Origin of the sequence: Agrobacterium sp. RC10-4-1 (genome assembly GCF_014138475.1) — a bacterium.
GTDB classification, from domain to species: domain Bacteria; phylum Pseudomonadota; class Alphaproteobacteria; order Rhizobiales; family Rhizobiaceae; genus Agrobacterium; species Agrobacterium pusense.
The window spans coordinates 458,128-472,516 of record NZ_JACJIT010000003.1 but is presented as its reverse complement, the minus strand read 5'-3'; the positions used below and the strand labels follow the sequence as shown (position 1 = coordinate 472,516).

General features: G+C 57.1%; 16 protein-coding genes and 1 tRNA gene. 6 read left to right on the top strand and 11 right to left on the bottom strand.

Going from position 1 to position 14,389, the window contains the following annotated elements; translation table 11 throughout:
- The first annotated feature begins 65 nt into the window (after positions 1-65).
- Positions 66-890, top strand: coding sequence for a tetratricopeptide repeat protein (locus FHW77_RS10900; protein WP_004439299.1), 825 nt, complete (start codon positions 66-68; stop codon positions 888-890).
- A gap of 71 nt (positions 891-961) precedes the next feature.
- On the opposite strand, the gene FHW77_RS10895 is transcribed toward FHW77_RS10900, so the two are convergent.
- From FHW77_RS10895 to FHW77_RS10855, 9 genes are all read right to left on the bottom strand, one after another.
- Entirely contained in the window at positions 962-1,948 is a 987-nt protein-coding gene (locus tag FHW77_RS10895) for a type II secretion system F family protein (RefSeq protein WP_004439300.1), read from the bottom strand.
- Between the two features lie 9 nt (positions 1,949-1,957).
- Complete coding sequence (locus tag FHW77_RS10890) at positions 1,958-2,962, bottom strand: type II secretion system F family protein (RefSeq protein WP_004439301.1); 1,005 nt, start codon at positions 2,960-2,962, stop codon at positions 1,958-1,960.
- A 15-nt stretch (positions 2,963-2,977) separates the two neighbouring features.
- Positions 2,978-4,444 (bottom strand): TadA family conjugal transfer-associated ATPase, encoded by a 1,467-nt coding sequence (locus FHW77_RS10885; protein WP_004439302.1) that lies wholly within the window; start codon positions 4,442-4,444, stop codon positions 2,978-2,980.
- Between the two features lie 33 nt (positions 4,445-4,477).
- Positions 4,478-5,761, bottom strand: coding sequence for a CpaE/TadZ family protein (locus FHW77_RS10880; protein WP_004439303.1), 1,284 nt, complete (start codon positions 5,759-5,761; stop codon positions 4,478-4,480).
- A gap of 34 nt (positions 5,762-5,795) precedes the next feature.
- Complete coding sequence (locus tag FHW77_RS10875) at positions 5,796-6,476, bottom strand: CpaD family pilus assembly protein (RefSeq protein WP_004439305.1); 681 nt, start codon at positions 6,474-6,476, stop codon at positions 5,796-5,798.
- 56 nt (positions 6,477-6,532) lie between these two features.
- Entirely contained in the window at positions 6,533-8,116 is a 1,584-nt protein-coding gene (locus tag FHW77_RS10870; protein WP_004439306.1) for a type II and III secretion system protein family protein, read from the bottom strand.
- On the bottom strand, positions 8,113-8,919 hold the full coding sequence (gene cpaB, locus FHW77_RS10865) for a Flp pilus assembly protein CpaB (protein ID WP_004439307.1): 807 nt from the start codon (positions 8,917-8,919) through the stop codon (positions 8,113-8,115). Before cpaB ends, FHW77_RS10870 begins: the two co-directional genes overlap by 4 nt.
- A 127-nt stretch (positions 8,920-9,046) precedes the next feature.
- Complete coding sequence (locus FHW77_RS10860; protein ID WP_004439308.1) at positions 9,047-9,559, bottom strand: A24 family peptidase; 513 nt, start codon at positions 9,557-9,559, stop codon at positions 9,047-9,049.
- Between the two features lie 123 nt (positions 9,560-9,682).
- Positions 9,683-9,868 carry a Flp family type IVb pilin gene (locus FHW77_RS10855; RefSeq protein WP_004439309.1) on the bottom strand — a complete coding sequence of 62 codons (186 nt, stop codon included), beginning with the start codon at positions 9,866-9,868 and terminating at the stop codon, positions 9,683-9,685.
- A gap of 414 nt (positions 9,869-10,282) precedes the next feature.
- Between FHW77_RS10855 and FHW77_RS10850 the strand changes: the two genes are divergently transcribed.
- A complete protein-coding gene (locus FHW77_RS10850; RefSeq protein ID WP_004439310.1) occupies positions 10,283-10,693 on the top strand; it encodes a pilus assembly protein N-terminal domain-containing protein in 411 nt (136 codons plus the stop codon).
- A 221-nt stretch (positions 10,694-10,914) separates the two neighbouring features.
- On the opposite strand, the gene FHW77_RS10845 is transcribed toward FHW77_RS10850, so the two are convergent.
- Both FHW77_RS10845 and FHW77_RS10840 read right to left on the bottom strand, forming a co-directional pair.
- Positions 10,915-11,001: transfer RNA gene (locus tag FHW77_RS10845), tRNA-Leu, on the bottom strand.
- A gap of 119 nt (positions 11,002-11,120) precedes the next feature.
- A complete protein-coding gene (locus FHW77_RS10840) occupies positions 11,121-11,426 on the bottom strand; it encodes an Rdx family protein (RefSeq protein ID WP_034496346.1) in 306 nt (101 codons plus the stop codon).
- 133 nt (positions 11,427-11,559) lie between these two features.
- Between FHW77_RS10840 and FHW77_RS10835 the strand changes: the two genes are divergently transcribed.
- The 4 genes from FHW77_RS10835 to FHW77_RS10820 all read left to right on the top strand — a co-directional run bounded on the left by FHW77_RS10835 (position 11,560) and on the right by FHW77_RS10820 (position 14,386).
- Positions 11,560-12,009, top strand: coding sequence for a DoxX family protein (locus FHW77_RS10835; protein WP_004439312.1), 450 nt, complete (start codon positions 11,560-11,562; stop codon positions 12,007-12,009).
- A gap of 135 nt (positions 12,010-12,144) precedes the next feature.
- Complete coding sequence (locus FHW77_RS10830; protein WP_004439313.1) at positions 12,145-12,843, top strand: type 1 glutamine amidotransferase; 699 nt, start codon at positions 12,145-12,147, stop codon at positions 12,841-12,843.
- Positions 12,844-12,925: 82 nt separating this feature from the next.
- A complete protein-coding gene (locus FHW77_RS10825) occupies positions 12,926-13,114 on the top strand; it encodes a YegP family protein (protein ID WP_004439314.1) in 189 nt (62 codons plus the stop codon).
- A 174-nt stretch (positions 13,115-13,288) separates the two neighbouring features.
- Complete coding sequence (locus FHW77_RS10820; protein WP_004439315.1) at positions 13,289-14,386, top strand: glycoside hydrolase family 25 protein; 1,098 nt, start codon at positions 13,289-13,291, stop codon at positions 14,384-14,386.
- Positions 14,387-14,389 lie beyond the last annotated feature (3 nt).

The following is a 14,389-nucleotide window of genomic DNA, read 5'->3' as shown; positions in this document are numbered from 1 at the left end:
TTGCGTCATGTGAGTCTGTCGTTTGTCGGGCGCAAGATTGATCATTCTTGGGCGAGGGCGCTGCCATGACTGCTTTTTCTTTGGCTGAGACAGGCCGGACAGGGTTGCTGCGGGGCGCGTGTTTTGCAGCATTGGTTCTTGCGGTTTCTGGATGTGCAAGCACCAACAAACCGGACCGGATGTCTACCGGCTCCATTCCCGCCGCCGCGCGCTCCTATGATCACATGAACATGGACCAGCTTCGCCAGGCGGAAGAAACCGCCGGCAAAGCCTATGAACGCAATCCCAAGGACAAGTCGGTGGGCATGAATTATGCCAGCGTCTTGATGATGACGGGCAAGAACACGCAGGCTCTTGCAGTCATGCAGCAGATAGCCATCGCCAATCCCGCCGACCGCGACGTGCTTGCCGCGTATGGCAAGGCACAGGCGGCCGCGGGACAGCTGGAGCAGGCGCTTTCAACCATCCAGCGGGCGCAGACACCCGATCGACCCGATTGGCGCCTCTATTCGGCCGAAGGCGCGGTGCTCGACCAGCTTGGACGTTCCAGCGAAGCCCGCTCCCGCTATCGGCAGGCGCTTGACCTGAAGCCGAACGATCCGAGCGTGCTCTCAAATCTCGGCATGTCCTATGTGCTATCGAGCGATCCGCGCACTGCCGAAACCTACCTGCAATCGGCCATCGCCCAGCCTGGCGCCGACAGCCGCGTTCGCCAGAACCTCGCGCTCGTTGTCGGCCTCCAGGGTCGCTTCGCCGAAGCAGAGCGCATTGCGGTACAGGAACTCTCGCCGCAGCAGGCCCAGGCAAACCTGACTTATCTGCGGGCAATGCTGTCCCAGCAAAATTCCTGGCAGCAGCTCGCAAAAAAAGACGGAAAGCCGGCGGGCTGATGCTTCGCGCGATGCCGCGTCCTTATATCCGGAACTTGACGCGTCGCCGCGAAATTCGGGCGAAATGTTTTTCAGAACGTGTCCAGCACGCGGATGATGGCAGGGCCTAGAATGACGGCGATGAGGACCGGCAGGAAAAATACAATCATCGGCACGGTCAGCTTCGGCGGTAGTGCAGCTGCTTTTTTCTCCGCTTCGTTCATGCGTTCGTCGCGGCCTTCCTGTGCGAGAACGCGCAGCGCCTGAGCGAGCGGCGTTCCGTAACGTTCCGCCTGAATAAGCGCTTGCACCACGCTTTTCACGGCTTCGAGCTGTGTTCGCGTGCCGAAATTCTCGAGAGCGACCCGCCGGTCCTGCAGGAACGACAGTTCCGCCGTCGTCAGCATCATTTCTTCAGCCAGTTCGGGGGACTGCTCACCCATTTCCTCTGCCACGCGGCGCATCGCGGCCTCCATGGACACGCCGGATTCGATGCAGATCAGCATGAGGTCGAGCGCATCCGGCCAGGCTTTCTTGATCGACGCCTGCCGTTTGTTCATGCGGTTCGACACATAAATATTGGGAGCATAGAAACCGATATAGCCGAACAGTAACACAGCCATCAGCCGGACGATGAAGGCTTTGTCGGAAAGATTGCCGAGCACGAAGATCCAGGTGAAGGCTACGGCCAGAAAAATGAAAGGCAGGATGAAGCGGGCGGCGAGAAACGTGTTGAACGCGTTTTGGGAACGAAGCCCTGCTGCCCGCAGCTTGTTCATCGTGTTCTTGTCCGCAAGCGCTTCCTGGAGGTTGAATTTCTCCACGATGCGCCGGGCGGACTTGTTATTGTTGCCGCGCAAGGAGGTTTTGCCTTCCCTGGTAACGGTCGCAAGCCGCTCGCGCTCGCGGCTGCGGATGAGATCGCGTTCCGACGAAACGGCTTTCATGCGTTTGGCAAAATCCTTCCGCTCGAAAACCGGCATGATGAGCGTATAAAGGGTGGCGAAAACCGCCAGCGTCACCAGAACGGCGACGATCGTTTGCGGATTGGTGAGGCTCGAAAGAAAACTCCCACTCATTCTGCGCCCTCAAATATCGAAATTGATCATTTGGCGCATGATGAATATCCCGATCAACATCCAGACGGCTGACGCCCCAAGAATGATATGGCCGCGAATATCGGTAAAAAGCACCGATAGATATTCGGGCGAGGTAAAGTGCACCAGCATCATGACGACAAAGGGCAGCGAACCGATGATGACCGCAGACGCCTTTGCCTCCATCGAAAGTGCATTCACCTTGGCACGCATCTTCTTGCGGTCGCGCAGAACTTTTGAAAGGTTCGACAGCGCTTCGGAGAGGTTGCCGCCGGCCTGCGCCTGAATGTTGATGACGGTGCTGAAAAAGCTCACTTCGAAAAGCGGCATTGTCAGCATCATGCGCTCGATCGCCTGCGGAATGCCGATGCCGACCTGCTGCGCGTCGACAACCCGCTGGAACTCAGTTTTCACCGGCTCCTGCCCGTCAGATGCGATCAATCGCACCGCGTCGTTCAGCGGCAAGCCGGATTTGATCGAGCGACACATGACATCAAGTGCGTTGGGAAACTCTTCGAGGAATTTTTTCTGCCGGCGCTTGAGGAGGAACGCCAGTGCCCAGCGCGGCAGCCCCAGCGCGATAACGGCGCCTATCGGTAGGGCGATAAGCAATGACAGGCCATAAAGAAGTGCGATGAGGGTGGCAAAGCCCGCCGCGCCGACGCTCAGCAGCTGAAACTGTCGCAGAGACAGCGTCAGCCCTGCCTGAACGAGCTTTTCGCGCAAACCGACATTTTTGGCCTTTTTTGCCCTCTCATTTTGTTTTTTCTCCATTTCCCGCAGGTTGTCCTGCATGGATTTACGGCGTTTGCTGAGCTCATGCACGCGGTCACGTGCGGCTTTGATGTTGGTGTGGTCCGTCTCCGCGGCCTGGACCCGCTTGAAGCGGCTGGTGGTCTTTTTTTCGACCTCTATCTGCTGGAAAAGAAAAGCGTAAGCGAGCGCGCCCGCCGAAACGGCGACGAGTGCGGCCAATAAGAGGATTGTCGGGTCCATGGCGGTCGCTTTCCCTTAGGAGGTCTTTTCCATTTCATCGAGCGCGGCGGCCAGGCGTTTTTCCTCGCCATAATAGCGTGCACGGTCCCAGAAATGGGGTTTGCTGATGCCCGTCGATACATGTCTGCCGATCAGTTTGCCGTTGGCATCCTCACCTTCGATTTCGTATCGCATCAAATCCTGAGTGACGATCACGTCGCCTTCCATGCCGATCACTTCCGTGATCTGGGTTATCCGGCGTGAACCATCACGCAGGCGCTGCGCCTGAATGACGACATCGATCGATCCCGAGATGATTTCACGCACGGTTTTGGCCGGCAGGGTGAAGCCGCCCATGGCGATCATGGATTCGATGCGGCTGAGGCACTCGCGTGGTGTATTGGCGTGCAGCGTTCCCATTGAACCGTCATGGCCGGTATTCATCGCCTGGAGCAGGTCGAATACCTCCGGTCCGCGCACTTCGCCGACGATGATGCGTTCCGGCCGCATGCGAAGGCAGTTCTTGACGAGATCCCTCATCGTGATCTCACCTTCCCCTTCGATGTTCGGAGGCCGCGTTTCGAGTCTGACGACATGCGGTTGCTGCAGCTGCAGTTCGGCGGTGTCTTCGCAGGTAATGACGCGCTCATCCCTGTCGATGAAGCTCGTCAGGCAATTGAGAAGCGTGGTCTTGCCGGAGCCGGTGCCGCCCGAGATGACGACGTTGCAGCGGACACGACCGATGATCTTGAGCAGGGTCGCGCCTTCGGGTGTGATCGCACCGAAACGCACGAGCTGGTCGAGCGTAAGCTTGTCCTTCTTGAATTTTCGGATTGTCAGCGCCGGGCCATCGATGGCGAGCGGCGGCGCGATGACGTTGACGCGCGAGCCGTCCGGCAGGCGGGCGTCGCATATGGGGCTCGATTCATCCACACGTCGGCCAACCTGGCTGACGATGCGCTGGCAGATGGAAAGCAATTGCGCGTTGTCGCGGAAGCGGATGTCGGATTCGATGGTCTTGCCGCCGACTTCGATGAAGGTCTGGCCAGAACCATTGACCATGATATCGGCGATATCGTCGCGGGCAAGAAGGGGTTCAAGCGGCCCATAACCGAGCACGTCATTGCAGATGTCTTCAAGCAGTTCTTCCTGCTCGGCAATCGACATTGCGAAATTCTTGATCGTGATGATGTCGTTGACGATATCGCGAATTTCCTCGCGCGCGCTCTCCGCATCAAGTTTGGCGAGCTGCGAAAGGTCGATTGTATCGATGAGCGCGGAAAATACCTGGCTCTTGGTATTGTAATAATCCTCCGTGCGGGCGCGCTTTTTTTGCGCCGGCTGCGTGACCGCCATCTGTCGCGCTACGGGTGATTGGCCCGGCTCGAGCGTGTCGATGGAGAGAGAGCGCGGCTCGGGCGCCGCCACCTGCATGGGGACAGGTGCGAGGGGATCCGGCTTCGTGCTTCTGGCTGGGCCCTCGGCCCCGCGTTTTCCGAACATCGGCGTTTCCGTCAATAGGCGCGGAGGGAATCCCTACTTGCGCTTGAGAATATTCTTAATTCTGTCCAGACCGCCGCGCCGGCTTTTGCGCAGCACCGTGCGACCGGTGATGGTATGGGCAATTTGCGAGAAGGTTTCTGCGATCTGGGATTTTTCATCCATTTCGCTAATCATGCGTCCGCTGTTTGCGGCGTTTCCAAACAATTGCGCCTCGAATGGAATGATCGCAATCGGCTCGATTTCCAGCGGGTCGAAAAAATCCGCCGGAGCGATTTCGGGTCGCTTCGGCATGCCCACCTGGTTGAGGATGAGATGCGGCAATTTATCGTTGGGGCGCAGTTTTATCAGCGCGTCGAACAGGTTCTTCGTGTTGCGAAGATTCGCAAGATCCGGAACCGCGGTAATGACGACCTCATCCGCTTCCGCAAGCACAGCCCGTGTCCAGTCGCACCATTGGTGGGGAAGGTCGAGGACGGCGACGGGGGCGCTACGCTGCAAAACCTCAAGGATCGGCAGAAAGGCCTGGCGGTCTAGATCGTAAGTCCGGTCAAGAAGCGACGGTGCCGCGAGCAGCGATAGGTGATCGGAGCATTTCGTCAAAAGGCGGTCGAGAAATACCTCATCCAGCCGCTCCGGCGAGAAAACCGCTTCCGCCATGCCCTGGGCCGGGTCCTGGTCGAAATCGATATTGGCTGTGCCATAAGCCAGATCCATGTCGGCGAGAATGGTTTCCGTCGAAAACAGGGTCGAGATGCCGAAGGCGCAATTATGTGCGACCGTCGAGGAGCCCACCCCACCTTTGGCGCCAATGAAGGCGATGTTGCGGCCAAGCGGCTCCGCTTCGGGGTCGACGAAGATCGCGGCGATCGAAGCCAGAAGATCGGCCATGTTGACCGGGGCGACCAGATATTCGGAAATACCGTTGCGGATGAGGTCGCGATAGAGCGTTATGTCATTGTGGCGGCCGACAATGATGACACGGGTGGAGGGGTCGCAAACCTCCGCGAGAGGAGCAAGATCATCCAGCAGCGAAGCCGGCGCGCTTGCCGTCTCCAGAATGATGAGATTTGGCGTAGGCGAGGCAGAGAACATCGTGGCCGCAGCGTTGATGTCACCCTTCGTCACCCGCAATGTTACCTTGCTCATGCGCCTGTCACCGGACAATGCGTCCATGACGCCCTGCATGTTGTCGCTGACGCAGAAGGCGTGGATGGAGATGCGGGGCAGGGGCCGCAGGCGGTCCATATCGGAGGTGCGCACCGGCTGCAGGGTGTCTGCTCCGTCGCTTGACTTGATGTCGTATTCTACAGCGCTCATCGTCTTTCCTGCCGTGACAATTGTTGGGACCGCATCAGTTTGCGGTGGCCGTGTTCTTGCCGTTACGATACGTATCGATAACCACTGCGCGGCGCTCGGCATCGATGGGGCTCATGCCGCGCGGGCCGACCAGATCCATCGGATTGGCGACTTGAGCCGCGAGATTGCTTTGCGAAGCGCACCCGAAATTGTACCAGTTCTTGTTGGCGAAGGTGTTGTCCGAAAGGTCTTCCGGCCATTGGCCGCATTGCCCGGTCATGGCGGTAATAGCGACATAGCTCAGTCGGATGGGGGCGGAGTCGCCGTTCGGCGAAGCCGCATAACGTGTCTCCATGATCTTGCCCGGTGCGACCCCGGCGCCGGACAGCGTAGTGCGGATCTGTTTCGCCATTCTAGCGGCGCTTGCCGAATTGGCTGATCCCGATGGCATCTGGATGTTGATGACACCCGTCGACATCGACGCATAATTCTGGGCGAAACCACGTATATTGTCCGCCATCGCCGTGGTGAGACGGCTATCGCCTGCCGAAACCGGGATATCAAGCGAATGTTCCGCTTCCGACAGGGTGATCGGATGGCGGGTCCGGTAATCGTCGGGAATGGCGTTGGTCGTGAGCGGATCGCGCGCACAGCCTTGCAGAAGGCCGGCGGTGAGCGCAACCATGGCGACGAGACCGGCGCGCCCCAGGGAAGAAGAGGAGGATGTTTCCCGCATGCTGTTTCCTGACCTGAGGAGGCCTGTTCTGAAGAGGGGGTTTCGTGCGCGTGTCGTCATTTGTAGATGAACCCCACTGATCCCTGATAGGGAGCTGCCTGAACCTGATCCTTGCGGCCATAGACCTTGTTGACACGGTTCATGAAATACATGGCGGCATCGTTTTCAGGATTGAAATTGTCATCCGGGCGGGCAATCTGGTTGCGCGCGACCGGGCGCACCAGATAGGGCGTTGCAATGATGACAAGTTCCGTTTCGTTGCGAAGGAAGTCCTTGCTGCGGAAAAGCGTGCCGAAAATGGGGATTTTCGACATGCCCGGAAGCCCCGACATGGCCTGGCGGATATTGTCCTGAACGAGACCTGCGATCACGATCGAACCGCCCGACGGAAGCTCGACCGTTGTCGATGTCTCACGTTTACGAACGGACATGTAGGTCGAACCCGGGATGTTGCGCCCGTAATTTCCGGTGACAACATTGCCCTCATAGGTCGGTTCGGACACATTGGTCTCTATCTTGAGGCTTATCCTGCCCGGTGAAAGCACCACTGGCCTGAAGTTCAAAGTGATACCGTAGTCGACTGTTTCCGTTTCGCGTTTGACGGTCGCGATACCTGTGTCCTTGTCGAGCGAAACATCCTGTTCCGCAGCAATTCGAAAATCCCCGCCGACATAAAATTTGGCCTGTTCGCCAGAGATCGCCGTGAGGCTCGGTTCCGCCAATGTCCGCATTACTCCCGCCTGCTCCATGGCATTCAGGTAAGAGGCAAATCTCAGGGAGCCGGAGCCAATCGCGCCGCTGGCGATGCGCGTGGCGCTGTCGATGGCATTCCCGAGGTTGGAGGGGTTTGAGAACTCGAAACCGTTGTTGCTTGTCGAGCTGCTGATCGAGCCGTTGAAGCCAAGTTGCTTCAGCACCTGTCTGCTGACTTCAGCGACGGTCACCTTCAGTGTCACCTGGTCCTCGCCCTCGATCGTCAGCATATTGACGATCTGCGATACCTGGCGATTTTCGGCGAAAATTGCTGCGTCACCCCCGTTATTTCCGCCCGTCAGCGAGATATTTCGGGTGGTGGCTTCACCGCCTTTCAAGAAGGCTTCGGCAAGCTGAACTGCACGCGCCGAATCTTGCGGTGTGCGTACCGATCCGGTGAGAACGATATTGTCGGAGACGATTTCGACTTTGATGTCGGATTCAGGGATGAAGCGACGAATATTGGCTTCAAGACCAACAATATCCCGCTCCACTTCCAGATCAAGGCTGACGATCTCGCGCCCACCCTCGCCGAAAATGAAGATATTGGTCTGACCGACTGTTTTTCCGAACAGGTAAATGCGTTTCGATGTACGCGTTACCGCATCCGCGAGGCTGGGATCGGCGACAAGAATGTCATGGGCGTCCTCAGGCAGGTCGATGACCAGCGCCTTGTTGAGACCAAGCTTCAGCCGCTTGCGGATGCCCGAGCCGCTTTCAGTGATCCGCACGATACTGGCGCTTTGAGCCTTTGCTTCACTGAAGCGCAGAAATTCGGGCGAATGCGGGCCCGGAACGCCTGAGAAGGCCACGCAGAACGCCAGCCCGCCAACGAATGATGAACGTAGGTCTTTTGCCAGACGTCTTGTCATGAACCCCCCGGTCATTGTGTTGCTCCTTGACCGCCCTTGACGATGGAGCCCGATTTGATCACCTGGATTTCTGGCTGCCCTGCACCGCCGTTGAGAAGATAACCGGCTGATAATGTATCGTTCTCCTGCGCATCGGCGACGGATCGCAAGGCCAGCGTCAGGCGATCCGCCATCTGCTGCGCGACGGTTATGATCTTTGCCTGTTCGGGGGTCAGTTCCAGTGTCGCTGTTGCGCCAACGACCGCAGAAATGCCGTCTTCGCCTTCCTTGATCTGCTGGTCGATTGCCAGGACGCGGACGTTGTTCAAGACATTCTCTGTCAGAAAATTACCGCCGTCACCCTTCCGGACCATGATGACGTCGACGCGATCATTGGGCAGAACGAAACCGCCGGCACCGGTTGAAACGGAAATCTCCGTCGCGACGGCGCGTTTGCCCGCCGGCAGAAGCGAAGACATGATGCGTGCATTGGAATCGACCACTTTTTCCGGCCGTATCGGCTCGCCCTCGAATAGGGGCAACCGCACGACTGCACCGGCAAGGTCTTTAATCGCGTCCGGATTTTTTGTGTCGGTTATGAAACTATCGACCACGTTGCCCTGCGGCCAGGGCGTCCAGCGAACAGAACTGTCATTCAGGCGGCTGCCGACGGGAAGATTTACTGAAGAAACCAGAACGTTGACCGTCGGCTCCTTCTGGATGATCGTTTCCGCCTTTTCGATGACCTGCTTCGTCCCGGAAATATTCATGGCGACAAGGCCGGCAAGACCGGCAGCCACCAGAGCAACGGACATAATGACGATACGCGACGGTTTCATGCTCGATCCTTGAGGGAATCAGATTCTTCTCCCCTCAGGATGGCGCGCGATTGGTGTAATTATGGTTAATATTGTGCTTGGATTTGTAGTTAATGATGCCTTAATTCCGGCAACGCAGTAATTCTCTCTAGGAGAGGCTGGCGATTGCCGCTTTTACTATCGGTGCGTCACCATAGGTCAGGAACCCTGCAATGGCGATGCCGATCCCATAGGGAATTTTTTTTGCCACGAGCAGCGAAGCCGGCACGGGAATGCCGCTGGCCATGATTTCCTGGGCGCGCGACCGCAAGAGCAAAATGCCGAGGGTCAGCAGTCCTCCAACGAATGTCACTGAAAGCAGAAATTCAACAAGGGAAACGTTGAAGCCGTACCACACCGCTGCGCCAGTCAGGAGTTTCGCATCTCCACCACCCATGACGTTTGCCGCAAAAAGCGCGAAGGAGGCAGCAAAAACTACGCCCGCCGCGGCAAGGCTCATTCCGAAAGTATGCCAGCCCATGCCGGAAAAAGGCGCGATCACGATGAACGACAGCAGCAAAATCAGCGGAATCCGGTTGGGGATAGTCATGCTTAGCAGGTCGGTAAACGCCGCGAATGCAAGGCAAAGCGGAAGTGCCAGGAAGATGACGGCTATAACCATGAAGGAAACTCCCGTTTATTCGAACACTTACAGGCGGCGTGCACAGGTATTCCAGGTATTGAACACAATGTGAAATGCCGCTCACAAGTTTTGAGCGGCATTTCGATTTCAGATTGGAAGCAATTAGAAAGTTGTGTTGCGGGCAGTCGTCATTACGCCGCCGATGCGGTCGAAGAGCGCGTCGAGCTGAGTGCCGACGACGCCTGCACCGCCAACGATTGCGACGGACAGCAGGGCAGCAATCAGGCCATATTCAATTGCCGTAGCGCCGGATTCGTCCTTGAGGAAACGAGCGAAAATCTTGGTCATGAGTATCTCCTAACTCTTGTGTAGTTCAGCACGCCGACAACTGTTCTCCGTTGTTCGGTTGCCTTCAAACTACAGACGAGCGATTTCCAAGCGCTTAAAAAAAACGATTAACTCAAAGTAAACGGCAGGATGAGTTTCCTTTGGTAAATAAATATGAAAAGTATTTAATGCATTTCTATATTTACTTATAAACAAACATATTCTGTCGAAGGGCTGTTCTCATTTTGGGAAAACGTATTTCTCAATGAGACACAGATGTTCAGTTATGATGCGGGGCGGCGCAGGTCGGGAATGCCAGGAATTATGCATGGTTACCGTGCGCATCACGCATTTTCGTCACTTAACGCTTCATTCACTAAAACCACGCATTCTTTGACGCGGTAAACTGCTGATTAGTGAGCAAGGGCAAAAAGCGTGTCATCCGGAAAACTGACGAAAATTGTGGTCGGCTTGTCGGTCATTCTGGGAGGGGCGTTCCAGCCCGGTTTTGCCCAGGAAGACATATTGCGCGTCTCGATGAACCACGCCCGCGTCCTCCGTCTCGACCGTCCTGTCAGCAAGGTTATCGTCGGCAACTCGAAAGTTGCCGATGCCACGGTTGCCGACGCCACCACGATCGTTCTGACAGGCCGCAGTTTCGGCACGACAAATCTCGTACTTCTCGACGCCGAAGGGAATCCAATCGTCGATGAGCGGATTCTCGTCTCCATTGATGAAGGCAATACGGTCCGTGTTTTCCGCCAGACGGAGCGAACCGTTCTTTCCTGTACGCCCAATTGTGAGCAGCATTCGCAAAACAGTGGCGACAAAGACGCCCAGCCTTAACAAGGCTTGGTCCGCCTCAAATCCGAACGATCGAGCCGCCGTATTCGATGACGTGAAGGCGTGAGCCTTGGCTCGTCATCTGCATCTTTTCCTAAGGGTAAGATTCGCGCTGGACGTCAGCAAAACGAAAAACCGCAACATGTACCCCTGCGTTCTGCAGGAGGGCCAAATGTTGCTGTTTTTTCGTCTAAGTATTTGATCTGGCTAAGATCAAAATGGAATGGTGCCCAGAAGAGGACTCGAACCTCCACACCCTTGCGAGTACCAGCACCTGAAGCTGGCGCGTCTACCAATTCCGCCATCTGGGCGACGGAGAGCGATGTACGAGGGCAGCCGCCCGGTGTCAACAGGCTTTTTGAACTTTTATGACGGTCATTGATTTTAAAGGGAAAAAACTTGTCTGATGCTGTTGAAACCCGTCGCCGGGTCAGGTGTCGAGGCCTTCGTGCTTCGTCTTGTCGACATGACCGAGGTCTCGGTCCGGGTCGATGATGTCGCGGATTCTCTGTTTGAGCTCTTTTGGGCCGGGAAAACCGCCGTCACGTTTACGTTCCCATATAATGGTACCGTCCACCCCGATCTCGAACACGCCGCCGGTCGAGGGGACAAGGCTCACTTCGCCGATATCCAAGGCGAAGGTTTGCAGGATCTCCTGCGCCATCCATCCAGCCCGCAGCAACCAGTTGCACTGGGTGCAGTAGCGTATCGTTATGCGCGGTGTGGTGTCGGTCATCATCACGTCTCCTTCGCGGCCGAGTCACGATAATGTTAACTTTAACGATCATGTTTTACCCGGCATATGCTTGTTCTTATCACGGGGCTTTGCGAACAGATAAGTCAATCGAATGCTCAAACAGAGAGATCCTATGGCCCAGTTCGACAATAATCGTCAGCGTCTGTTCGTTCCCGCCGTTGCACCGCTTTATAACGGGACACACGATGTGGTGGAGACCATTTTGCGTGTCACGGCGGGACTTCTGCTGGTTACCCATGGGTTCGGCAAGATTCTCAATCCCTTCGGGGCGGTCGGCATGGTGGAGAGCCTCGGTTTTTACCCGGGCGTCTTCTGGTCGCCGCTGCTGGCGGCAACGGAATTCTTCGGCGGTATTTTCATCGCCATCGGCCTTTTCACGCGGCCGGCATCCTTCGCCGCCATGATCGTCCTTCTGGTAACGGTCTGGTTCCATGGTGTGGTGAAGGCGGAAGGTCTGGGCGGTGCGGAAAAATCGATTCTCTGGGCGGCGATTTTCCTGTTCTTCGCGATTCGGGGCGGCAACCGGCATTCGGTCGACGCGAAGCTCTCGCGGGAATTCTAATATCCAGTGGCAGGGCCCATGCTGTGCCACGCCACTGCTGCCGTACCTCTTGAAAATCCCGTTTCATCATGATGAAGCTTGGATTCAATCGGCGAAACCCGCCGGCTGAATCATCTGTTATCATCAAGAGGTCGCATGCGCGTCGCAATTATCGAAAACATGGCGGGCACGCCGCATGGACAACTCGGCGTGGCATTGGCGGAGGCAAATGCGGAGGTACACGTCATTCGCGCCTATGCGGGGGAACCGCTTCCGAAAGATGCGGGCGGTCATGATGCCCTTATCGTTCTGGGCGGAGAGCAGAACGCACTCGACGATGCCCTCTATCCCTATCTTCCAGAGCTTGCGCGTTTGATGAAAACCTTTGGCGATGCGGGCAGGGCAGTCATGGGTGTTTGCCTCGGCAGCCAGCTGCTGGCCCGCGCTTATGGTGGCGATAATATTCTTTCCGGTCCACCGGAATTCGGCTGGAAAAAGGTGTCCCTCACGGAAGAGGGCATATCCGATCCGCTTTTGGCCGGGCTGGATAGAGCTTTTCCGATTTTTCAATGGCACTGCGATACATTTACACTACCACCCGGTGCCACCCGGCTTGCGACCAATGCCGCGACACGGAATCAGGCCTTTCGCCTCGGACGGGCGGTCTATGGCACACAGTTCCATTTCGAGGCCTCCGCCGCAGTCGTTGACGGCTGGTGCGAGGCCTTTCCCGCTTCCATCGAAAAAATGGCGCCCGGCTGGCTGGCACAATATCCCGATCATCGCGACCTGCACGCAGGGATGGCGGATGCAGCGGGTCTGGAGATTGCCCGTGCCTGGGTGCGGCTCATCTGACGAATTTTCTGTTGCGAATATCATGGTGCCAGACCAGAATTGCGTGGAGTTCAATTTTCAGCGCGAAGGAGCCGCAAAGCCCATGTACAAATTCGAGATCTATCAAGACAAAGCCGGAGAGTTTCGCTTTCGCTTCAAGGCTTCGAACGGCGAGACGATGTTTGTCTCTGAAGGCTATAAGGCCAAGGCCTCGGCCATTCACGCGATCGAGTCGATCAAGAGAAATTCCCCCGGCGCCGATACCGTTGATCTCAGCACCATGACGGCCTGAGTCGTACAATGAGAACCGGAATGCAATTTACCTGCCAGAAATGAAGGGCGCATTGGTGGGTGCCGGCGTAAAGATAAGATTCAGTCTTTTTTGATAATCTTCCGTTAGCATTTGTATTTCGAGGTCTCCGGGTGGCGCCAGTGCGCCCCCGATTTGTTTTGCGTACGGGTTCTCATGCGTTCTTCGGCTGTGCCAGCACTTCTTTTCGGTTGCCTTCTGCTTGGCGGCTGCACGTCCAGTTCCGGTCCGGAAAGCCTGGTTGCCGGCTTGCCGTCAAAGGAAACCACGAGTTCTGTCACGCCATCAGCGCCGGTGCCGCAGGCAAGTGTCGGCTCGCAGCCGATAACCGCTCAACCGCGGCAGGAAGTACTGGCCTGGGGTGGGCCGGTGCCGGAAGAGCCCAAGGCTTTTTCCGCCGTAACGCCGAGGGCGTCGCTGCCGCAGGATGCGCCTGAAATCCGTTTGCCGGTCCCGCCGCAGGCCGGGATGATACGGCCGGCTGAACGGCCGATGGAGCGTCCGGTCCAATTGGCCATGGCGGCGGCTCCGGCGGCGAGCGCCGGTGCGCAGATCCGCTCCCGCATTTTCCGTTCCAGCTTCAGCGATGCGAAACCGATCAATTTCGGCCGGGTTCAGCCGCGGCATTTCCAGGTGCACGGCGTGGATGTGTCGCGCTGGCAGGCCAATATCGATTGGCCGTTGCTGCGCACCCGCGGGGCCAACTTCGCCTTCATCAAGGCCACGGATGGCGGCGATCACCTTGATCCGATGTTCCGCACCAACTGGCAGGGTGCAAAGGCCGCGGGCATTCGCCGTGGCGCCTATCACTTCTTCTACTGGTGCCGTTCGGCCAGCGAACAGGCAGACTGGTTCATTCGCAACGTGCCACGCGATCCCGACGCGCTGCCACCGGTGATCGATGTGGAATATAACGGCGAGTCGAGCTGCAAGATGCGCCATTCCCGTGAGCGCGTTCTGGAAAAGATGCGCGTCTTCATGAACAAGCTCGAGCGCCATTACGGGCAGCGGCCTATCATTTATACCGCGCCGGATTTTTACAAGGATAACCTGACCGGCGAGTTCCTGGACTATCCTTTCTGGCTGCGCGCCGTCGCCCAGCACCCATCGGTGGTCTATCCCGGTCGCAAATGGCTGTTCTGGCAATATTCCGGCTCGGGCCTGTCACATGGCGTCGATGGCCGCATCGATCTCAATGTCTTCAACGGCAGCGAAGATGCGTGGCACCGCTGGGTAGATCGCCGTTCCAGCTGAAGG

Excerpts from the sequence above, each read along its gene's own strand:
- FHW77_RS10840 (WP_034496346.1), bottom strand. The coding sequence starts at position 11,426 with ATGACCGACACCACACCGCGCATAACGATACGCTACTGCACCCAGTGC.
- FHW77_RS10870 (WP_004439306.1), bottom strand. The coding sequence starts at position 8,116 with ATGACCGGGGGGTTCATGACAAGACGTCTGGCAAAAGACCTACGTTCA.
- FHW77_RS10835 (WP_004439312.1), top strand. The coding sequence starts at position 11,560 with ATGGCCCAGTTCGACAATAATCGTCAGCGTCTGTTCGTTCCCGCCGTT.
- FHW77_RS10875 (WP_004439305.1), bottom strand. The coding sequence starts at position 6,476 with ATGCGGGAAACATCCTCCTCTTCTTCCCTGGGGCGCGCCGGTCTCGTC.
- FHW77_RS10825 (WP_004439314.1), top strand. The coding sequence starts at position 12,926 with ATGTACAAATTCGAGATCTATCAAGACAAAGCCGGAGAGTTTCGCTTT.
- FHW77_RS10890 (WP_004439301.1), bottom strand. The coding sequence starts at position 2,962 with ATGGACCCGACAATCCTCTTATTGGCCGCACTCGTCGCCGTTTCGGCG.
- FHW77_RS10895 (WP_004439300.1), bottom strand. The coding sequence starts at position 1,948 with ATGAGTGGGAGTTTTCTTTCGAGCCTCACCAATCCGCAAACGATCGTC.
- FHW77_RS10880 (WP_004439303.1), bottom strand. The coding sequence starts at position 5,761 with ATGAGCGCTGTAGAATACGACATCAAGTCAAGCGACGGAGCAGACACC.
- cpaB (WP_004439307.1), bottom strand. The coding sequence starts at position 8,919 with ATGAAACCGTCGCGTATCGTCATTATGTCCGTTGCTCTGGTGGCTGCC.
- FHW77_RS10855 (WP_004439309.1), bottom strand. The coding sequence starts at position 9,868 with ATGACCAAGATTTTCGCTCGTTTCCTCAAGGACGAATCCGGCGCTACG.
- FHW77_RS10830 (WP_004439313.1), top strand. The coding sequence starts at position 12,145 with ATGCGCGTCGCAATTATCGAAAACATGGCGGGCACGCCGCATGGACAA.
- FHW77_RS10885 (WP_004439302.1), bottom strand. The coding sequence starts at position 4,444 with ATGTTCGGAAAACGCGGGGCCGAGGGCCCAGCCAGAAGCACGAAGCCG.
- FHW77_RS10900 (WP_004439299.1), top strand. The coding sequence starts at position 66 with ATGACTGCTTTTTCTTTGGCTGAGACAGGCCGGACAGGGTTGCTGCGG.
- FHW77_RS10860 (WP_004439308.1), bottom strand. The coding sequence starts at position 9,559 with ATGGTTATAGCCGTCATCTTCCTGGCACTTCCGCTTTGCCTTGCATTC.
- FHW77_RS10820 (WP_004439315.1), top strand. The coding sequence starts at position 13,289 with ATGCGTTCTTCGGCTGTGCCAGCACTTCTTTTCGGTTGCCTTCTGCTT.